Source organism: Micromonospora sp. NPDC023966 (genome assembly GCF_040639095.1).
Classification (GTDB): Bacteria; Actinomycetota; Actinomycetes; order Mycobacteriales; family Micromonosporaceae; genus Micromonospora.
This window is the reverse complement of the sequence record NZ_JBEZZJ010000001.1, coordinates 286,788-304,288: the sequence shown is the minus strand read 5'-3', so window position 1 is coordinate 304,288 and position 17,501 is coordinate 286,788. Positions and strand designations below refer to the sequence as shown.

Below are 17,501 nucleotides of genomic sequence, written 5' to 3'. Positions count from 1 at the left end.
AGGAGCAGGGACAGTTCGGCGTTGCGCCGGGACCGGGCCAGGCGCACGCCGGACTGCTCGCCCGTCGAGGCGGGCGAGGCTGCCGGTGCGGCGGCTGCGGTCACGGATGCGTCCTCGGGGTCGAGCCGGCGCTCACTCCGGCGACCGGCAGCCGGCCGGGTCGACCGGCGGAACGGTGTCGGAGGGGACGGCGTCGGGCGTGGTGGTCGGCGTCGGGGTCGGGGTCGACCCCGCGGCGGCCGTGGCCGTGGCCGTGCCCGGCGGGACGGCGCTGCCGCTGACCGGTGGGGCCAGCGGGCTGCCGGTCGCCGACGGGGTCGGGCTGGCCGGCCCGACCGTCGGACTGGGCGGGCAGAGCGGCTTCAGGTTCGGGTTGGCCGGGTCGTCGCTGGTCAGCTCGGCCAGCCGGCGCTCGGCGTCCGGCTCGCTCTTGGCCTGGATGCCCTGCTTGACCTGCTCCTGAGCGGCCAGGGTGAGGTCGTCGAGCTCGGCCTCGCTGGTCGCGTGCACGCTGGACAGGTCGAGCCCGGCGACCTGACCCGGAACCCCGCGGAACACCGCGAGCTGCCCGTCGTCGGTGGCGCCGACGTAGTACTGCCGCTGGGTGTAGCTCCACCCGCCGAAGAGGCCGCCGCCGAGGATGACCAGCAGCGCCAGCAGCATCGCCGCGGTACGCAGCGGATGGCCGCCGCGCCGCTCGGACTCGTCGTCGCGGGTGTCCACCGGCTCCTCGGGCGCGGACGCACGGGGAGCGGAGAGCGCCGATGCGCGGGCCGCCGGCGTGGAGACGTCGGCCGAGGTGGCCATCCCGCGGTCCCGGGCGGCGGCGCCGCCGACGATCGGGGACGCCTCGACGATGTCCTGATCGGTGGCGTCGGCGATGATCACCGTGATGTTGTCCGGGCCGCCGCCGCGCAGGGCGAGCTGGACCAGGCGTTCCACGCACTGCTGCGGGTCGGTGTATTCGCGCATGGTGTCGGCGATGGTGTCCGCGCTGACCACGCCGGACAGACCGTCCGAGCAGATCAGGTAACGGTCACCGGGGAGCACCTGCCGGACGCTGTACTCCGGGTCGATGTCCCGGCCGTCGAGCGCGCGGGTGAGCAGCGAGCGCTGGGGGTGGCTGCTCGCCTCCTCCGCGCTGATGCGGCCCTCGTCGACGAGCATCTGGACGTACGTGTCGTCCTTGGTGATCTGGGCGAACTCACCGTTACGCAGGAGATAGGCCCGCGAGTCACCGATGTGGACCATGCCGAGCTTGCTGCCCGAGAAGAGGGTCGCGGTGAGCGTGGTGCCCATCCCCTCCAGCTGCGGGTTGGCGTCCACGGTGTCGCGGAGTTGTTGGTTGGCAGTGCCGACGGCGGAACGCAACGCGTCGACGAGGGCGTCCCCTGGGACGTCCTCGTCGAGCGGCGCCATGGCACCGATGACGATGTTGCTGGCGACGTCACCGGCGGCCATGCCGCCCATGCCGTCGGCAACGGCGAGCAGCCGCGGCCCGGCGTAGACGGAATCTTGATTACCGTCTCGGATCAGACCGCGGTCGCTGTGGGCCGCATAGCGCAGGGTCAGAGTCATGGCCGTAATTCGAGGGAAGTGCGGCCGATCCGGATCGGCACGCCGAGGGGGACGGGGGTTGGTCCGGTGACCTTAGCGCGATCCAGGTAGGTGCCGTTAGTCGATCCGAGGTCCTCGACGAACCACTGCCCGTCGCGCGGCACGAGCCGGGCGTGCCGCGCCGAGGCGTAGTCGTCGGTGATCACCAGCGTGGAGTCCTCGGCCCGACCGATGGTGATCTGGGCCTCGCCGAGGGTGATCCGGGTGCCGGCCAGTTGGCCGGCGGTGACCACCAGTTGGTGTGCCGCCCTGCCCCGCTTCACCTTCGCCGGCCTCGCCGCCTGCCCGGTCGAGGCCCCGACCGCGCGTGGCGCGGCCACCAGGCGACCCGACCGGGCTCCCGCGAAGAGGTCCCGGCGGATGACCCCGACCACCGTGAACACGAAGATCCACAGCAGGATGAGGAACCCGAACCGGGCGACGGTGATGACGAGTTCCGGCAACGCGGGTCAGCCGTCCACGCGGAAGGTCAGGGTGGTCGTGCCCAGCTGGATCATGTCGCCCGGGTTCAGGGCGACCGCGGAGACGCGCTGGCCGTTGACCATCGTGCCGTTGGTGGAGCCGAGGTCGGTCAGCACGACCTGGCCGCCGTCGAAGTCCAGCCGGGCGTGGCGCCGGGAGATGCCGACGTCGGGCAGGCGCAGGTTGGCCTGGTCGCCGCGGCCGATCACGGTCGAGCCCATCTGGAGCGGGTAGGTGCGGCCGTCGCCCGAGACCAGGCGGACGTTGCGGCCACCCTGCCCCGGCGGCGGGCCGTAGCCGCCGCCCTGGTCGTAGGCGGGGTAGGCGGGACCGGCGTCGTAGCCACCGGGCGCGGAGACCGGGGCGACGTCGCCGCCGGTGTAGACCTCCGCGGTGACCCGGAACATGCCGGTGTCCAGCCCCTCACCACGCTCGACCTCGACGATCACGTCGCCGTAGACCGTCCACGCCTGCTCGCCGATGAACTCCGCCTGCGACTGGGCCAGTTCCTGGGCCAGCGCGGCGGCGTACGGCGCCAGCCGACTGTGGTCGTACGGCGAGAGATCGATCACGTAGCGGTTGGGCACCAACGTGCGCCCACCGGCCAGGATCGCCTTGTGCGCCTCGGCCTCCCGCTGCATGGCGTTGAGGATCTCCACGGGGTGGACCACCCCTTTGAAGACCTTGGCGAAGGCCCCCTCGACCAGGCCTTCCAGACGCTTCTCGAAGCGTTGCAGCACGCTCACCGGCTCCTCCTCGGGTCCCGAGGCAATGATGGTATCCGGACACCGCCTCCGCAGCTCACACGCCGCTCGGCCGGCTGCCGGCAGCCCGTTCGTGACCAGCCCAGCGGTCGTGCTAAAGTTTCGTCCGCCACGAACGGTGATCGCTCGTGGCGATGACCGGTCACAGCGTAATATGTCCGGGCACCCGCCGCAGACGGCGGGAGCGGGATGAGATACGGTGTTGCAGGTCAAGCCACGGGGAAGTGGCGGAATGGCAGACGCGCACGGTTCAGGTCCGTGTGCCCGAAAGGGCGTGGGGGTTCAACTCCCCCCTTCCCCACCATCACGAGGGCTCCGCAATCCGCGGGGCCCTCGCGTCATATCGGGGCGTGCCGGACATCACGCTATGCTCCGATGGTTCCCCTGCCCCGATGGACCAGGAGTGGCGTGTGAGTGTCGCGTTGGTGACCGGTTCGGGCGGTCTGATCGGTTCCGAGGCGGCCCGGCACTTCGCCGGCCTCGGTCTCGACGTGGTCGGCATCGACAACGACATGCGGCGGTACTTCTTCGGCGAGGACGGCTCGACCGCCTGGAGCCTGGACCGACTCGCCGCCGAGCTGGGCCGCGCCTACACCCACCACGCCGTGGACATCCGGGACCGGGACGGCCTGGAGCAGGTCTTCAAGAAGTACGGCTCGGACATCGCCGTGGTGATCCACAGCGCCGCCCAGCCGAGCCACGACTGGGCCGCCAAGGAGCCGTACACCGACTTCGACGTCAACGCCGGCGGCACCCTCAACGTGCTGGAGAACACCCGCCGGCACGCCATCGACGCGGCGTTCATCCACTGCTCGACCAACAAGGTCTACGGCGACCGGCCGAACAGCCTGCCGCTGATCGAGCTGGAGACCCGCTACGAGCTGCCCGAGGGCCACCACTGGTACGACGGCATCACCGAGGACATGTCGATCGACGAGTCGCTGCACTCGATCTTCGGCGCCTCGAAGGTGGCCTCCGACGTGATGGTCCAGGAGTACGGCCGGTACTTCGACATGAAGACCGCCTGCTTCCGGGGCGGCACGCTGACCGGCCCGGCGCACTCCGCCGCCGAGCTGCACGGCTTCCTGGCGTACCTGATGCGCTGCGTGATGGAGGGCCGGACCTACAACCTCTTCGGCTACAAGGGGAAGATGGTCCGGGACGCGATCCACTCGCGCGACGTGCTCACCGCGTTCGAGGCGTTCTTCCGCGAGCCGCGCTCCGCGCAGGTCTACAACCTCGGCGGGGGCCGGCACTCGAACACCTCGCACATCGAGGCGTTCCGGATCGCCGAGGACATCACCGGCCGGGTGGCGAAGATCAACTATGTCGAGCAGGCCCGCACCGGCGACCACCAGTGGTACGTCAGCAGCATGGCCCGGTTCGAGGAGCACTACCCGAACTGGAAGATCACCTACGACGTGCCGATGATCCTCCGCGAGATCTACGAGGCGAACGTCGACAAGTGGGTGCCGAAGGCATGACCACCGGCACCAAGCGGAACGTGCTCGGCGTACTCGTCGACGCGACCGACTACGCCCGGGCGACCGAGGCCGTGGTGGCGGCGGCGCACGACCGCCGCCCACTGGCCCTCACCGCGCTGGCCGTGCACGGGGTGATGACCGGGGTGCTCGACCCGGCACACAACGCCCGCCTCAACTCGTTCGACGTGGTCACCCCCGACGGGCAGCCGGTGCGCTGGGCGCTCAACCTGCTGCACGGCGCCGGCCTCACCGACCGGGTCTACGGGCCGGAGCTCACCCTCCGGGTGCTCGCCCGCTTCGCGGACGAGGGGCTGCCGGTCTATCTCTACGGCTCCACCGAGGAGACGCTGTCCCGCCTGGTCCCGGCCCTGGAGCGGAAGTTCCCGGCGCTGAAGATCGCCGGTGTCGAGCCGTCCAAGTTCCGGTCCCTCCAGCCGGGCGAGGACGCCGAGATCGCCGACCGGATCAAGGCCAGCGGCGCCCGGCTCGTGCTGGTCGGCCTGGGCTGCCCCCGGCAGGAGATCTTCACGTACGCCATGCGGCCGCTGCTGGACATGCCGCAGATGGCCGTCGGCGCGGCGTTCGACTACCACGCCGGGCTCCTGCGCAACCCGCCGCCGTGGATGCAGCGGGCCGGGCTGGAGTGGCTCTGGCGGCTCGGCCTGGAGCCGAAGCGGCTCTGGCGCCGCTACGTCATCCTCAACCCGGCCTACCTGGCCCGCCTGGCCGCGCAGAAGACCGGCCTGTGGAAGGCCACCCCGCCGCCCCCGGCGACCGAGCGCCCCGCCACCTTCGACGTCTGACCCCGTCACGACGTCCGGCGGCCACCCCGAAGGGGACCGCCGGACGCCGGTGGGAGAGGTTGGCTCAGGAGACGTTCACCGCCGTGTCGTCGATGACGAACGACGTCTGGAGGCTGACGTCCTCCACGCCGGTGAACTTGATCTGCACGGTCTGGCCGGCGTACGCGCCCAGGTTGAACGAGCGCTGGGCGTAGCCGGTGTTCCGGTTCAGGTTCGAGTACGTGGCGAGCGTGGCCAGCACCGTCCCGGACGAGTTGAGCACCTGCACCCGCAGCGTGTCGTACGCCGTGCCGGTGGTGGTCTCGGCCGTGTCGATGTGCAGCCAGAAGCTCAGGCTGTACGAGGTGCAACCGGCCGGCAGGCTCACCGACTGGGCCAGCGTGTCGGTGTGCGAGCTGCCGTAGCCGTCGAGCCAGGCGTTCCAGGTGCCGGAGCGGGGCGGCTGGCCGGACGAGCCGTGCTGGCCGATCACCCCGGAGGTGGCGGTCCACCCGGCGCTGCCGGACTCGAAGCCCGGGTTGGCGAGCTTCTGGCCGGCTCCGGTGCACCCGCCCGAGCCGGTGACGGTGAGCGAGTACGTCGCCGTCTTCGTGCCCGACGCCGCGGTGCCGCTGATCGTCACCGCGTAGGTGCCGGCCGGCGTGCCGGCCGACGTGGTGATGGTGAGGGTTGACGAGCCGCCGGAGGTCACCGTGGCCGGGTTGAACGAGGCGGTGGCGCCGCTCGGCAGGCCGCTCGCGGAGAGGCTGACGGACTGCGCGGAGCCGTTGGTGGTGGCGGTGGCCACGGTGGCGGTCACCGAGCCGCCCGGCGCGGTCGAGCCGGAGGTGGGCGAGACCGAGACGGAGAAGTCGTTGGTCGGCGGCGGGGTGGTGCCGTTGACCATGTAGAGCAGCCGGTTCGGCGTGCCGGTGCCCACGTTGGTCACCACGTTCGGGGTGGCGTTGTTGACCAGGCTGTCCCGCACCTGCTGCGGGGTCCACGACGGGTTCGCCGACAGCACGAGCGCCGCGGCGCCCGCGACGTGCGGCGACGCCATCGAGGTGCCGCTGATCGTGTTGGTCGCGGTGTTGCCCGTGTACCAGGCGGAGGTGATGTTGACGCCCGGCGCCAGGATGTCGACGCAGGTGCCGTAGTTGGAGAAGCTCGCGGCGGCGTCGTTGTTCTGCGTCGCGCCGACGGTGATCGCCGACGCGACCCGGGCCGGGGAGTAGTTGCAGGCGTTCTGCCGGTTGCCCAGGATGTCGCCGTTGCCGGCCGCCACGGCGAACGTGATGCCGGAGTTGATGGAGTTGGTCACCGCGGTGTCGATCGAGCTGTTGGCCGAGCCGCCGAGGCTCATGTTCGCCACCGCCGGCTTCACCGCGTTCGCGGTCACCCAGTCGATGCCGGACACCACCTGGGCGTTGGTGCCGCTGCCCTGGCAGTTGAGCACCCGGACGCCGACGATCTGGACGCCCTTGGCCACCCCGTAGGAGGAGCCGCCCACCGTGCCCGCGACGTGCGTGCCGTGGCCGTTGCAGTCGTCGGCGGAGCCGCCGTCGACCGCGTCGAAGCCGGAGACGGCCCGGCCGCCGAAGTCGTTGTGCCCGAACAGCACGCCGGTGTCGATGATGTAGGCGCGCACGTTGCTCGCCGTGGTCGGGTAGGTGTAGGAGCTGTTCAGCGGCAGGTTCCGCTGGTCGATCCGGTCCAGGCCCCAGGACGGCGGGTTCGTCTGGGTGCCGGCGATGGAGACCGTGTGGTTCTGTTCCACGTACGCGACGGCGGGGTCGGCCGCGATCCGCGCGGCGGCCTTCGCGCCGACGGTGAGTTCGAAGCCGCGCAGCGCGGCGCGCCAGGTGCGGGCGACCGTGCCGCCGTGCCGGGCGGTGAGCCGCTGCGCGGTCTCGGTGACCCGGCTGGGGGCGACGGCGTTGTCCTTCAACACCACGATGTAGCTGTCGGCCACCGCGGTGGGACCACCGGCGGCGCGGATCGCGCCGGTGGGTTCGGCGGCCGCGGCGGGTGACGCGGCCGCGAGCATGGTCAGGGCGGCCACTCCGACGAGTACGGACCTGTGTGGGAGACCCATCTCCCTACCTCCCTCCGACCGGCACAGGACCGTCCGCCCGGTGAGGCACAGGCGAATCGACACTGACCGATCGTTAAGAGGCTAGGTCAACTGTCAGAACACTGTGAACATGTCGGATCCGCCATAACGTCGAAAGGATGACCCCTACGGGAGGGCGTACGGGAGGAACCGGGGTGCCGTCCCGGATTCGGGGAACGTCGATCCGGACCAGTCTGGGGTCATGGACGAGCATCTCACCGTGCTGCTCCCCGTCGCCGCCGTCTGGCTGGCCGCCGGTGTGGTGGCGGACGGCCTGCCCCGGTTGGACCGCGCCCGCGCGCTGCGCCGGCGTACCGGATGGTTGTCCGCGCTGGTGCTGACCGGCCTGGCGCTGACCGCGGCCGTCCTGGCGGTGGGCCTGCAGAGCGCCGGCACGACGGTGCTCGACCGGGCCGCCGCCGGGCTCACCCTCGCGGCGGCCCCGGCGCTGGTCGTGGCGGTCTGCACGGTACGCCGGGTCCGGTGGCTGCGGGCCGGCGCGGGCGCGTTCGCCACCGCGCCGGACACCCCGGCGCCGCCGGGGCTGCGGGCCGCCGCGGCGCACCCGCTGATCGGCCTGCCGCTCCAGGTGACCGCGCTGGCGGTGCTCGGCGGGGCGCTCCCGGCCGCGGGGGTCGACCTGTTCGCGCGACCGGCGGTCACCGGGCCCGCGATCACCGTCGCGGTGCTCGGCGTGATCGCGATCGGGGTACGCCACGCCCTGCGACACAACCGGCTCGCCGAGCGGGCGCTGCCACCGGCCGCCACGCTGTCAGCGCGTGCGGCCCGCCCCCTGCACGTATAGCAGTTCGAGGATCGCCCGGGTCGCCTCGAACCAGCGGTCCAGCCAGCCCGGCGGGGGCACGCTGCCCTTCGGCGGCAGCTCCATCAGCAGCCCGCGCAGCAGCGGATGGTCCACCAGGGACTCCTGCTGCTCCATCGGCCAGCCGGTCGGCGGGAAGGACGGCTCGGTGAGCGGGTTCGGGTCGAGCGACGGCAGGGAGAGCGGCGGGCCGGTCGGTTCCGGGGCGGGCGTGTCCCGGCCGCCGATCTCGCCCTCACCGGAGCCCACCTCGGTGAGGACGCTGTCCCGGCGCGCCCCGCGGTACTTGCCACCGAACCGCTCGGGCTTGCCCGGGCCGTTGGTCAGATTCTCTGAACCGATCGTCGTCATCCGTCTCGCCTGCCTCGCTCGGTTGCCGATCTGTGCGGTTCAACGACGCGGGACGAAACTGGCGACGGGTGGCCGGAGCCGGCCGGGGCGCGACGAAATGGTCCCGCCCGGCGACGCTGCCGGGCGGGACCACGCTCTGGGGGGCGTCGCCGGATCACTTCCCGGGGAACGCACCGTCCCTGGCGCCGGCGACGAAGGCGTGCCAGTCACCCGGGGCGAAGATCAGGGCCGGGCCCGTCTTGTCCTTCGAGTCCCGGACGCCGACCGCCCCGGTCACGTACGCGACCTCCACGCAGTTGTCACAGTTCGGCCCGCTCTTCGAGCTCTTGAACCATGTCGCCTGCGTCAGGTCCACGGGGAACTCCTTGGTCGCCATTTCCACAACGGCTCCTCTGCCAGTTTTGCGATGTGTGCGATGGATTCCTCCGGGCGAATGGCCGCTGCTCGAATGTGATCGAAGATGAAGCTGTACTTCTGTAGCTCGTCGCTCTTCTCGAGGAAGAGCCCGCCCGTGGCGTTCTCCGCGTACACGACATCGGGATCACTCGGTTCGGGGAAGCTGAGGATCGTGAAGGTCCCGTCCATGCCGGCGTGCGCACCCACCTCGAAGGGCAGGACCTGCAACGTCACGTTCGGCAGTTCGGCCACCTCCACCAGCCGTTTGAGCTGGCCACGCATCACCGCGTCGCCGCCAACCGGCCGGCTCAGCACCGCCTCATCGAGCACCACCCACAGATCGACCGGATCGTCCTGGGTCAACAACGACTGACGGCCCAGTCGGACACGCACCCGCTGTTCGACCTGTTCGGAGGTGAAGTCCGGCCGAGCGGCCCGGATCATCGCCCCCGCGTACTCCTCGGTCTCCAACAGGCCCGGCACGACCTGTTGTTCGTACGCCCGGATCGAGCTGGCCGCCGCCTCCAGTCCCACGTACGCCCCGACCAGCACCGTGCTGTACGGATGCCACCAGCCCTTCTGCCGGGCCTCGCGGGCGATCTGCACCAGCTCGTCGCTCTCGGCGCCGACCACCCCGTAGATGCGGAGCATGTCCCGCACGTCCCGCGGCGTCGCGGTGGTGTGGCCGGTCTCGATCCGGGAGATCTTGGACGCCGAACACTCCAGCTGCTCGGCGACCGTCTCGATGGTGATGCCGGCAGCTTCCCGCTGCCGGCGGAGTTCCGCCCCCAGGCGTCGACGCCGGATGGTCGGGCTGCGCCGCTCGCTCACGACGCCACCCCCGGGGTCGATGGACGGGCAATCCCACTCCTCGCACGCACCCGGCTACCTCCGGTCGGTCGCGCCCGGTTTCACACCCGCCGGGGGCGCGACCGGCGTACGGCGGGCGAGCGTTCGCGGCAACGGGTGGTGCCGGTCGTCGACCGGCCGCGACGGGCGAAACCGGCGTCCAGTGTGCCGCCCCGGGACCTGAGGCTTCAAGCGTCCCGTTCACGTGTCCTGCTCGCGTATCGGCAAAAGTCGACGTGCAACTTGCATGAAGCACGTCGCTGATGCACTCTGTCGGTATGGCACGGGTTACTCACCGTCTTCGCATGATCTCCGGGCGTGGTCGCACCACGGGCCGCGGGACGGCAGGAGGGGAGCCGTCCCGCGCCGCGCGACCTGCCCCGGGATGAAGACCCCGCCGCTGCACGCCAGCTTGGCTGTGGCGGCGGGAGCGGTAACCGGGAGCAGCCGGGTGATGGTCGGGTGGCGGTCCGCCACCGCGGGTACGGCCCGACCAGCACCGACCCACTGATCAGCCGGTCCACGAGGCAGATCCCCCGTCACCGGACCGAACCGTCCCCCCGAACAGCCCTCGCCGGCTCGCCCGCCGGCCGATCCTCCCAGGAGCCCATGTGCTTCCCCGCTCCGGTGACGTACTGCACGTGACACGCGCGGCGAGTGTCCAGTTCCTCCGACCGATCATGTTCCGGGTGATCCGGGTGCTCGACTGGCCGACCTACGACGGTTGGCTCTGGCTCGACGGCTACGAGTTGAACGCGGCGGGGGACGCGGTCAACCGGCGGTCGATCTTCGTACAGCAGGACGGGTTGCGGCAGCTCCAGGCCGCGCCGGCCCCGCGTCCGCACACCGTCCGGACGGCCCGCCGTCCGGTGACCCGGACCCCGGTCCGGGTCGGCTGACCTCACGAATCCCGGTCGAGGGGCATGCCACCGCCATAGAATTGGTACGCCCACCCCGGCAAACGCTCCACCCCGCGCGCTCCAGACCCTGAACCTGGGATGGTCATGGTCAATCTGCCCGCCGCGCGGCGGCACCACCGCTCCCGTATCCGCTACGCCCTCGGGCTCCTCGCGTTCCTCGGCGCCGCGACCGCACTGGCGCTCATGGTCCGCCACCCCGCCTTCTCCGCGACCCAGGAGTTGACCGAGCCCGTCCCGGCTCCGGAGATCACCGTGGCCGGAGAGGGCAACCGGGCGGCCACCGACCCGGCGGAGGACGAGCCCGACTGGGTCGACCCACCGGTGGCCGATGCGCCGGGCGACGACCTCGGCACCCCGTCGATCCCGGCCCAGGCCGGGGCCGGGGCCGGGGACGCCGCCTTGGTCGAGCCCTCGTCGGCCGCCACCGACCTCAGCCGGTCGCTGTTCTACTCGGGACTGCTCGGCCTCGCCATCTCGCTGGCCGGGCTGGGCCTGGTCGGCACCCGACGCCGCCAGTGGTGACGGTCAGGGCGTGGCCGTGGCCGTGGGCGGAGGCGTCGTGGTGGCGGCGGCCGTCGTCGGCTTTTCCGCGGGCTCGGCCACCACGATGGTGACCCGGTCCCTTTCGGCGATCGGCTCGCCGGCTGCCGGGTTCGTGTCGATCACGGTTCCGGGCGGTTGGTCCGACGCCCGGCGCCGCACCCGGTAGTCCACACCCAGCCGGTCGAGGGCCGCGCGGGCGGCGGACTCGGGCAGTCCCACCAGCGGCGGCATCGGCACCTCGGCGGCCGCCGTGGTGGTCGGCGGGCTACTCGGCGGAGAACTGCTCGGCGCGGCGCTGGTCTGCGGGGCGGTGCTCGGCACGGCCGAGGGCGACAGGCCCGGCTCGGCGCCGCGATCCGCCGCGCGGAGAGCCAGCCAGACACCCAGGCCGATCAACGCGATCAGCAGCAGCGCGAGCAGGCCCAGCAGGATCGGCATCCACCAGCGGCGACTCGCCTGCTCCTCGGTGTACCACTCGGTGGCGGGCTCCGGGTAACCGGCCGGCCGCGGTGGCGGCACTCCGGCACGGCCGGACCAGGCGGGACCGACCGGCTCCTGGCGGGTGGTGGCGTCGACCGGCCGTCGCGCTCCGGCACCACCGTCCCCGCGGGGAAGCGGGCGGGTCGCGTCGCCGGCCGGTTCCCGCGGCATCGCCCTGGTCGCTTCGACGTCCTCGGCGCCGGCCGGTTCCGGCGGTATCGCGCGGGTGGCGTCCGGGTCGGCGCCGCTCCGGTCGGGAGGCAGCGCCCTGGTCGCGTCCGGGTCTCCGGCGGGTGGCTCCTGACGATCGTCGCTCATCGCACGTCCTCTCCCCACCGGGACCGGGCGGCCTGGCCCTCGATCGTCCACGGTAGTGGTCCGCCCGGCCGTCGGCGGGCATCAGCGCGCCGGGCCGCCGGTCACTGGGCGGGGAGCAGGCTGGCGGTCGGCGCCGTGGTGCGCTCGTCGCCGCAGGTGAGAGCGACCGGGTCGTTCCACCGGACCGAACTGCCGGGGACCGGGTCCTGCGCGGTGACCGGACCCTGGCGACCGGTGCGGTAGCGGGGATACAGGCCCGCCGCCACCAGGTCGTCCGCCGCGTCGGCGCAGCTCTGGGCGAGCAGGTCGGGCACGGAGACGGCGGGCGGCGGCCCGGCGACCCAGAGGGTGACGGTGACGCCGCGCTTCACCGGCGTACCGGGGGCGGGCGAGGTTCGCTCGACGTTACGGCCGGAGCCGCTGCCGAACACCAGCCGCCAGCCGAGCCGCCGGTCCCGCAGTTCCCGCCGGGCCTGCTCGAAGTCGGTGCCCACCAGCGGCGGCACGGTCAGACCGGCGGGAGTGGTGGTGCGCGTACCGGTCGGCCGGGCGGCGGCGGTGCTCGGCGGCGCGGAAGTGGGCGCGGTGGCGGCCACGGAGGGTGTGGTGGGGGCCGCGGTGGGCGGTGGGGTGGGTCCGTCCGACTCCCCGGCCAGGACCCAGCCGCCGCTCGCCCCGATGACCGCCAGCAGGACCGCCGCCAGGCCGCCACCGAGGAGCAGCCTCGTCCGGTCCGGCGCCGGTTCGTCGCGTACCCCGGGCTGCCGGTCCGGGTAACCCTCGTCCGTCATCGCGTCCCCCGCCTCAATCACCGGCGACCGTATCCGGCGCCACCAAGCCGGCCGCGGCCGGTCCGGCCTTCGTCACCCCTCGCCGCGCCGACCCTGGGACGCTACGCTGCCCGGCATGGCCAGACGGGGCTGGGGAGGATCGACCGCCGCCGCACTCGGTGTCGCCGCGGGTACGGGCGCCGCGCAGCTCGGCTTCGGCTACGGGCTCGGCATCATCAACTGGGCGCCGGCCGGCGCCGCCCGGGTCGAGGCGGCCTGGGTGGCCAGCCTCGCCTGGGCCACCTGGATCTCCGCGACCTCGGTGATCGCCGGCGCGGTCTGCGCCCAACGACTGCGCCGCGCGAACGACGACGAGCCGGCGGGCAGCCTGCCCCGGCTCGGCCTCGCGCTCGCCGCCGGGGTCGGCGCGTTGATCACCGTACTGCTGGTGGCCGTGCCGGCGCGGGCGGCCCGGGTGCCGGACACGTCCTCGCCGCAGGCCGTGGCCGCCGCGTACGCCGCCGCCGGGCTGGTGCTCGGCGTGCTGCTGGCGACCTGGGCACTGCACACCCGGGCCGCGGCCACCAACCTCATCGCCACCACCGGCTGGCTCTGGCTGCTCGCCGTGGTCTCGGTGATCGACGGGGTGCTCTCCGGCCGTGGCCTGACCGCCGCCCAGCTCGGCATCTGGCAGATCAGCGCGGACAGCGGCCGGTTCTGGATCCGTGACTACTTCTACTGGCCCGGCGCGCTGCTCTCGCTCGGGTCCGCCCTGGTGATCGGGATCCTGGCCGCCCGGCGGGCGGTCCGCTCGCCCGAGCGACGGGTCGGGGCGGCGGCCTCCGGGGCGGCCGGTCCCCTGCTGGTCGCGCTGGCGTACCTGCTGGCCGTGCCGAGGCTCGCCGGGATCGCCGCCGAGCAGGTGTCGGCCCACCTGATCGCCCCGTACGCGGTGATCGCCGGGATCGGCGGCTCGGTCCTGGTCGCCGCGCTGGCCCAGCGGGCCGACCGCCGCGCCACCGAGCACGCCGACGTGCGGCTGCCCCGCCAGCGCACCGGGGAGCCGGACCAGCTCAACAGCGACGGGCCGGACCAGCCCACCGGCCCCGAGGTGAGCCTGCCCCGCCAGCGCACCGGGGAGCGGGGCCAGGTCCACAGCGACGGGCCGGACCCACTCACGGCGCCGACCGCCGGGCCCGCGGACGTGGTCGGCCCGGTGCCGGCGACGGAGCGGCCGGGCCGCCGGTTCCTGGGCCGGCGGGCCTCGGGTGCCGCGCCGGGCGCCGAGCGCGTGACCGGCGAGGCCGGACCGGCCCCGGCCACGTCGGTCGACCCGCTCGGCGAGCAGGTGACTTCCGCGGGCACGGTCCGCGAGTCGGCGACGGCAGGGCGGACCGTTGGCAGCGCTGCGCCGCTCGGCGCGGCGGCCGATGCCACGAGCGTCGCGGTGGACCCGAGCACCGCACCGGAGGGCGCCGCCGCCGGCCGGCGTGGCCGGGCTGTGCCACCGCAGCGGAGGCCGCAGTCGGGTTCGCCGGTCAGCGGTACGGCACGGACCGGCGGCGAGCCGGTCCTGCCGGGCCCCGCCAGTGACGAGCCGGGATCGGCGGCGGTGGAGGGGGCGGTCGGGAGCGAGCCGGTCGCCGCACCGGAAAGCGGTGCGAACGCGCCGACCACCGGACCGAAGGCCCGCCGCCGCAACCGCTGAGGCCGACGGCGCGCGGCTCGCGCTCGCGGCGAGGGTCAGTCGACCGGCCAGGTGTGCACCGGCTCGTTGCCGCGTTGCAGCTCGGCGTAGCGCTGGACCAGGTGGTGCAGCGCGGCCTTCCGGTCCATGCCCCGGTGCCGCTCGGCCGCCCACACCGTCTCGGTCTGCCAGACGGCGCCGTTGCGGCCGGTGCGGCAGCGCTCCTCGATCACCCCGAGGAGGCGGTCCCGTTCGGCCGGGGCGACGCCGAACCGGTCCAGCCCCTCGGCGGCGGTGGGCAGCAGCGTGTCGAGGACGAGCGTGGTGACCGGTACGTCGCCGAGTCGGGGCCAGTGCAGCACGGCGTCGATGCCGCGCCGGGCGGCGGCGTGGAAGTTCTCCTCGGCCGAGCTGAAGGTGAGCTGGCTCCAGATGGGCCGGTCCGCCTCGGCGAGGCCGCGGGCGAGTCCGAAGTAGAAGGCGGCGTTGGCGAGCATGTCCACCACGGTGGGCCCCGCCGGCAGCACCCGGTTCTCCACCCGCAGGTGCGGACGGCCGTCCATGATGTCGTAGACCGGGCGGTTCCAGCGGTAGACGGTCCCGTTGTGCAGCCGCAGCTCGCCGAGCTGGGGCACTCCGCCGGCGTGCAGGATCTCGACCGGGTCCTCGTCCTCGCAGATCGGCAGCAGCGGCGGGAAGTAGCGGACGTTCTCCTCGAACAGGTCGAAGATCGAGGTGATCCAGCGCTCGCCGAACCACACCCGGGGGCGTACGCCCTGGGCCTTCAGCTCGTCCGGGCGGGTGTCGGTGGCCTGCTCGAACAGGGCGATCCGGGTCTCCGCCCAGAGCTGCCGGCCGTAGAGGAACGGCGAGTTGGCGCCGATCGCCACCTGCACCCCGGCGATGGCCTGGGAGGCGTTCCAGTAGTCGGCGAAGCTGTCCGGCGCGACCTGGAGGTGGAACTGGAGGCTGGTGCAGGCGGCCTCCGGCGCGATCGAGTCGGTGTGCGTACGCAGCCGCTCGACGCCGCGGATGTCCAGCTCGATGTCCTCGCCCCGGGCCCCGACGATCTGGTCGTTGAGCACCCGGTAGCGCTCGTTGGTGGAGAGGTTGTCGGCGACCAGGTGCCGTTCGGTGAGGGTGGGCAGGATGCCGACCATCACGATGTTGGCGTCGGACTTGGCGGCCCGCTCGTCGGCGCGGCTCAGGCTGCTGCGCAGGTCCTGCGCGTAGTCGGCGAAGCCCTTCCCCTCGATCAGCCGTGGCGAGGCGTTCAGCTCCAGGTTGAACTGCCCCAGCTCGGTCTGGAAGAGCGGGTCGGCGATGTCGGCCAGGATCTGGTCGTTGCGCATGGCCGGCTCGGCGGCGGCGTCGACCAGGTTGAGTTCGATCTCCAGCCCGGTCATCGGCCGGTCGGCGTCGAAGCCGAAGTCGTCCAGCATCAGCGCGAAGACGTCCAGGCACCGCCGGACCTTTCGCCGGTAGCGGACCCGGTCCTCGCGGGAGAAGGCGCCCTGCTCGACGTCTCTGCCCATCTGTCCTCCCGGCGCCGGCGCCACGGAACCGTACCGTTCCGCAACGCATTGTGAACCATTCACGTTGAGTGCGTAAGTGCGCCTGGGCCGCCGGATCGGAGGTCGGGCGCAGGTCTGCACTCCTACCCAGCCGCCGTCCGCCGCACCACGGTCGACCTGAGAACAAGACGTGACAATTCGCACCCGTCGGCGTACGACGAACGGGCCCGCGCCGTCGGGTGACGGCGCGGGCCCGTGGGGTCGTACGCGGGGATCAGGCCTGGCGGACGGCCTCGCCCTCGATCTCGATCTTGATCTTCTTGCCGACCAGGACGCCACCGGTCTCCAGGGCGACGTTCCAGGTCAGGCCGAAGTCCTCCCGGTCGATCTCGGTCGACGCGTTGAAGCCGAAGATGTCCTGGCCGAAGGGGCTGCGGCCGACGCCCTCGAACTCGACATCCAGATCGACCGGACGGGTCACGCCCTTGATGGTGAGCTCACCGGAGAGGACGAACTCGTTGCCGTCGCGGGACTTCACCCCGGTGCTGCGGAACTCCAGGGTGGGGAACTGCTCGGCGTCGAGGAACTCCGGGCTGCGCACGTGCGCGTCGCGGTCGGCCTGAGCGGTGTTGATGCTGGCCGCCTGGATGGTGGCGGTCACCGAGGACTGCGTCGGGTCCTCGGCCACGGTGATGGTGGCGGAAGCCTCGGCGAACTCGCCGCGTACCTTGCTGACCATCATGTGCCGGGCGACGAACCCGACGCGCTTGTGAGCCGCGTCCAGCAGGTAGGTGCCGGCGGTCGGGATGGTGAGGCCGTCCCAGTCGCGGGTAACCGCTTCGGTGCTGCTGGTCATGGTGCTGTCCTCCAGGGGAGATTGTTTAGTAGCCCAACGACTGACTGAGCAACTATAGGCATAGCAATATTCCCTGTGTCAAGGACTGCTAGGATGGCAGCGTGGACCAGAACGTGTTCGACGATCCCCGGATCACCGCCATCGGCCTCCTCTTCGAGGCCAGCGCCGGGCTGTCGGCCCGGTTCGCCGCCCAGTTCGAGGAGCACGGCCTTTCCTCGGTCGAGTTCGAGGTGCTGATGCGGCTCACCCGGTCGCCCGGTCACCAACTGCGCATGACCGACCTCGCGGCGCAGACCTCCCTGTCCACCAGCGGGGTCACCCGCGTGGTCGACCGGATGGAGCGGGACGGCCTGCTCCGCCGCCGAGCCTGCCCCTCCGACCGGCGCAGCTCCTACGCCGTGGTCACCGCCGCCGGCCTGAGCCGGCTGGACGCGACCCTGCCCGGGCACCTGCGGATCATCGAGGAGTGGTTCACCGGCCAGCTGGCACCGGCCGAGCTGGAGGGGCTCCTGGACGGCCTGCGCCGGGTCCGCGACGCGGTGCACCCGGGGGCGACCGCCGGCAGCACCGAGCCCGCGCCTGCCGGGCAGTCCGCCGGCTGCTGACCCGCCGACGGGGTGCGGCGTACCCGCGGGTCACCGGCAGAAAGACCGGCAGAACCGCCCGAGCACCGGGATATACGCCCGCAATAGCCCCCAAATCACCCTTGCGGCCTGGATAGGCTTCCGGCAGCGGGGGGCACCGGGGGGTGCCGGCGCGAGCGATGAGCGAG

The 17,501-nt window shown here is 72.6% G+C and carries 17 protein-coding genes, 1 tRNA gene and 1 pseudogene; 8 read left to right on the top strand and 11 right to left on the bottom strand.

Annotation, left to right across the window (positions count from 1 at the left end):
- Nucleotides 1-132: 132 nt before the first annotated feature.
- From AB0F68_RS01445 to AB0F68_RS01435, 3 genes are read right to left on the bottom strand one after another with little or no spacing between them, the layout of a single operon-like run.
- Nucleotides 133-1,578 carry a PP2C family serine/threonine-protein phosphatase gene (locus AB0F68_RS01445; RefSeq protein WP_357331983.1) on the bottom strand — a complete coding sequence of 482 codons (1,446 nt, stop codon included), beginning with the start codon at nt 1,576-1,578 and terminating at the stop codon, nt 133-135.
- Nucleotides 1,575-2,060 (bottom strand): FHA domain-containing protein, encoded by a 486-nt coding sequence (locus AB0F68_RS01440; RefSeq protein WP_357331981.1) that lies wholly within the window; start codon nt 2,058-2,060, stop codon nt 1,575-1,577. Before AB0F68_RS01440 ends, AB0F68_RS01445 begins: the two co-directional genes overlap by 4 nt.
- Nucleotides 2,061-2,066: 6 nt before the next feature.
- The gene (locus tag AB0F68_RS01435; protein WP_357332861.1) at nt 2,067-2,852 is read right to left on the bottom strand and encodes a DUF3662 and FHA domain-containing protein; all 786 of its coding nucleotides are present in this window, start codon (nt 2,850-2,852) and stop codon (nt 2,067-2,069) included.
- 209 nt (nt 2,853-3,061) lie between these two features.
- On the opposite strand from AB0F68_RS01435, the gene AB0F68_RS01430 reads away from it, so the two are divergent.
- From AB0F68_RS01430 to AB0F68_RS01420, 3 genes are all read left to right on the top strand, one after another.
- Nucleotides 3,062-3,147 (top strand) — tRNA-Leu (locus tag AB0F68_RS01430).
- Between the two features lie 88 nt (nt 3,148-3,235).
- Entirely contained in the window at nt 3,236-4,327 is a 1,092-nt protein-coding gene (locus AB0F68_RS01425; protein WP_357331979.1) for an NAD-dependent epimerase/dehydratase family protein, read from the top strand.
- Nucleotides 4,324-5,130 carry a WecB/TagA/CpsF family glycosyltransferase gene (locus AB0F68_RS01420; protein WP_357331978.1) on the top strand — a complete coding sequence of 269 codons (807 nt, stop codon included), beginning with the start codon at nt 4,324-4,326 and terminating at the stop codon, nt 5,128-5,130. Before AB0F68_RS01425 ends, AB0F68_RS01420 begins: the two co-directional genes overlap by 4 nt.
- 64 nt (nt 5,131-5,194) lie before the next feature.
- Here the strand turns inward: AB0F68_RS01420 and AB0F68_RS01415 are convergent, their stop codons facing one another.
- Complete coding sequence (locus AB0F68_RS01415) at nt 5,195-7,204, bottom strand: S8 family serine peptidase (RefSeq protein ID WP_357331976.1); 2,010 nt, start codon at nt 7,202-7,204, stop codon at nt 5,195-5,197.
- 220 nt (nt 7,205-7,424) lie between these two features.
- Between AB0F68_RS01415 and AB0F68_RS01410 the strand changes: the two genes are divergently transcribed.
- Entirely contained in the window at nt 7,425-8,027 is a 603-nt protein-coding gene (locus tag AB0F68_RS01410) for a hypothetical protein (protein WP_357331974.1), read from the top strand.
- Here the strand turns inward: AB0F68_RS01410 and AB0F68_RS01405 are convergent.
- The 3 genes from AB0F68_RS01405 to AB0F68_RS01395 form a co-directional block, all read right to left on the bottom strand.
- Nucleotides 7,995-8,396, bottom strand: a complete 402-nt coding sequence (locus AB0F68_RS01405) for a hypothetical protein (RefSeq protein WP_357331972.1) — start codon at nt 8,394-8,396, stop codon at nt 7,995-7,997. The two genes, AB0F68_RS01410 and AB0F68_RS01405, sit on opposite strands and share 33 nt — an antisense overlap.
- A 154-nt stretch (nt 8,397-8,550) precedes the next feature.
- A complete protein-coding gene (locus AB0F68_RS01400) occupies nt 8,551-8,772 on the bottom strand; it encodes a DUF397 domain-containing protein (protein WP_357331970.1) in 222 nt (73 codons plus the stop codon).
- Nucleotides 8,742-9,623, bottom strand: a complete 882-nt coding sequence (locus tag AB0F68_RS01395; protein WP_357331968.1) for a helix-turn-helix transcriptional regulator — start codon at nt 9,621-9,623, stop codon at nt 8,742-8,744. Before AB0F68_RS01395 ends, AB0F68_RS01400 begins: the two co-directional genes overlap by 31 nt.
- A gap of 629 nt (nt 9,624-10,252) precedes the next feature.
- On the opposite strand from AB0F68_RS01395, the gene AB0F68_RS01390 reads away from it, so the two are divergent.
- Complete coding sequence (locus tag AB0F68_RS01390; protein WP_357331966.1) at nt 10,253-10,540, top strand: hypothetical protein; 288 nt, start codon at nt 10,253-10,255, stop codon at nt 10,538-10,540.
- Nucleotides 10,541-10,639: 99 nt separating this feature from the next.
- A complete protein-coding gene (locus tag AB0F68_RS01385) occupies nt 10,640-11,083 on the top strand; it encodes a hypothetical protein (protein WP_357331964.1) in 444 nt (147 codons plus the stop codon).
- 3 nt (nt 11,084-11,086) lie between these two features.
- Here the strand turns inward: AB0F68_RS01385 and AB0F68_RS01380 are convergent, their stop codons facing one another.
- Nucleotides 11,087-11,902 (bottom strand): PASTA domain-containing protein, encoded by an 816-nt coding sequence (locus tag AB0F68_RS01380; protein WP_357331962.1) that lies wholly within the window; start codon nt 11,900-11,902, stop codon nt 11,087-11,089.
- A gap of 101 nt (nt 11,903-12,003) precedes the next feature.
- Nucleotides 12,004-12,693 carry a PASTA domain-containing protein gene (locus tag AB0F68_RS01375; RefSeq protein ID WP_357331960.1) on the bottom strand — a complete coding sequence of 230 codons (690 nt, stop codon included), beginning with the start codon at nt 12,691-12,693 and terminating at the stop codon, nt 12,004-12,006.
- A 115-nt stretch (nt 12,694-12,808) separates the two neighbouring features.
- Between AB0F68_RS01375 and AB0F68_RS01370 the strand changes: the two are divergent.
- A pseudogene (locus AB0F68_RS01370) lies at nt 12,809-13,687 on the top strand (hypothetical protein); the annotation flags it as partial.
- Nucleotides 13,688-14,415: 728 nt separating this feature from the next.
- Here the strand turns inward: AB0F68_RS01370 and AB0F68_RS01365 are convergent.
- Nucleotides 14,416-15,894, bottom strand: a complete 1,479-nt coding sequence (locus tag AB0F68_RS01365) for a glutamate--cysteine ligase (RefSeq protein ID WP_357331958.1) — start codon at nt 15,892-15,894, stop codon at nt 14,416-14,418.
- Between the two features lie 253 nt (nt 15,895-16,147).
- Nucleotides 16,148-16,729, bottom strand: coding sequence for a YceI family protein (locus tag AB0F68_RS01360; RefSeq protein WP_357331956.1), 582 nt, complete (start codon nt 16,727-16,729; stop codon nt 16,148-16,150).
- Between the two features lie 101 nt (nt 16,730-16,830).
- Between AB0F68_RS01360 and AB0F68_RS01355 the strand changes: the two genes are divergently transcribed.
- Entirely contained in the window at nt 16,831-17,334 is a 504-nt protein-coding gene (locus AB0F68_RS01355; protein ID WP_357331954.1) for a MarR family transcriptional regulator, read from the top strand.
- The last annotated feature ends 167 nt before the right edge of the window (nt 17,335-17,501 follow it).

Bases quoted from the DNA above. Each gene is read 5' to 3' on its own strand.
- AB0F68_RS01400 (WP_357331970.1), bottom strand. From the start codon at position 8,772: ATGGCGACCAAGGAGTTCCCCGTGGACCTGACGCAGGCGACATGGTTC.
- AB0F68_RS01415 (WP_357331976.1), bottom strand. From the start codon at position 7,204: ATGGGTCTCCCACACAGGTCCGTACTCGTCGGAGTGGCCGCCCTGACC.
- AB0F68_RS01420 (WP_357331978.1), top strand. From the start codon at position 4,324: ATGACCACCGGCACCAAGCGGAACGTGCTCGGCGTACTCGTCGACGCG.
- AB0F68_RS01365 (WP_357331958.1), bottom strand. From the start codon at position 15,894: ATGGGCAGAGACGTCGAGCAGGGCGCCTTCTCCCGCGAGGACCGGGTC.
- AB0F68_RS01425 (WP_357331979.1), top strand. From the start codon at position 3,236: ATGGACCAGGAGTGGCGTGTGAGTGTCGCGTTGGTGACCGGTTCGGGC.
- AB0F68_RS01380 (WP_357331962.1), bottom strand. From the start codon at position 11,902: ATGAGCGACGATCGTCAGGAGCCACCCGCCGGAGACCCGGACGCGACC.
- AB0F68_RS01445 (WP_357331983.1), bottom strand. From the start codon at position 1,578: ATGACTCTGACCCTGCGCTATGCGGCCCACAGCGACCGCGGTCTGATC.
- AB0F68_RS01410 (WP_357331974.1), top strand. From the start codon at position 7,425: ATGGACGAGCATCTCACCGTGCTGCTCCCCGTCGCCGCCGTCTGGCTG.
- AB0F68_RS01385 (WP_357331964.1), top strand. From the start codon at position 10,640: ATGGTCATGGTCAATCTGCCCGCCGCGCGGCGGCACCACCGCTCCCGT.
- AB0F68_RS01405 (WP_357331972.1), bottom strand. From the start codon at position 8,396: ATGACGACGATCGGTTCAGAGAATCTGACCAACGGCCCGGGCAAGCCC.
- AB0F68_RS01375 (WP_357331960.1), bottom strand. From the start codon at position 12,693: ATGACGGACGAGGGTTACCCGGACCGGCAGCCCGGGGTACGCGACGAA.
- AB0F68_RS01360 (WP_357331956.1), bottom strand. From the start codon at position 16,729: ATGACCAGCAGCACCGAAGCGGTTACCCGCGACTGGGACGGCCTCACC.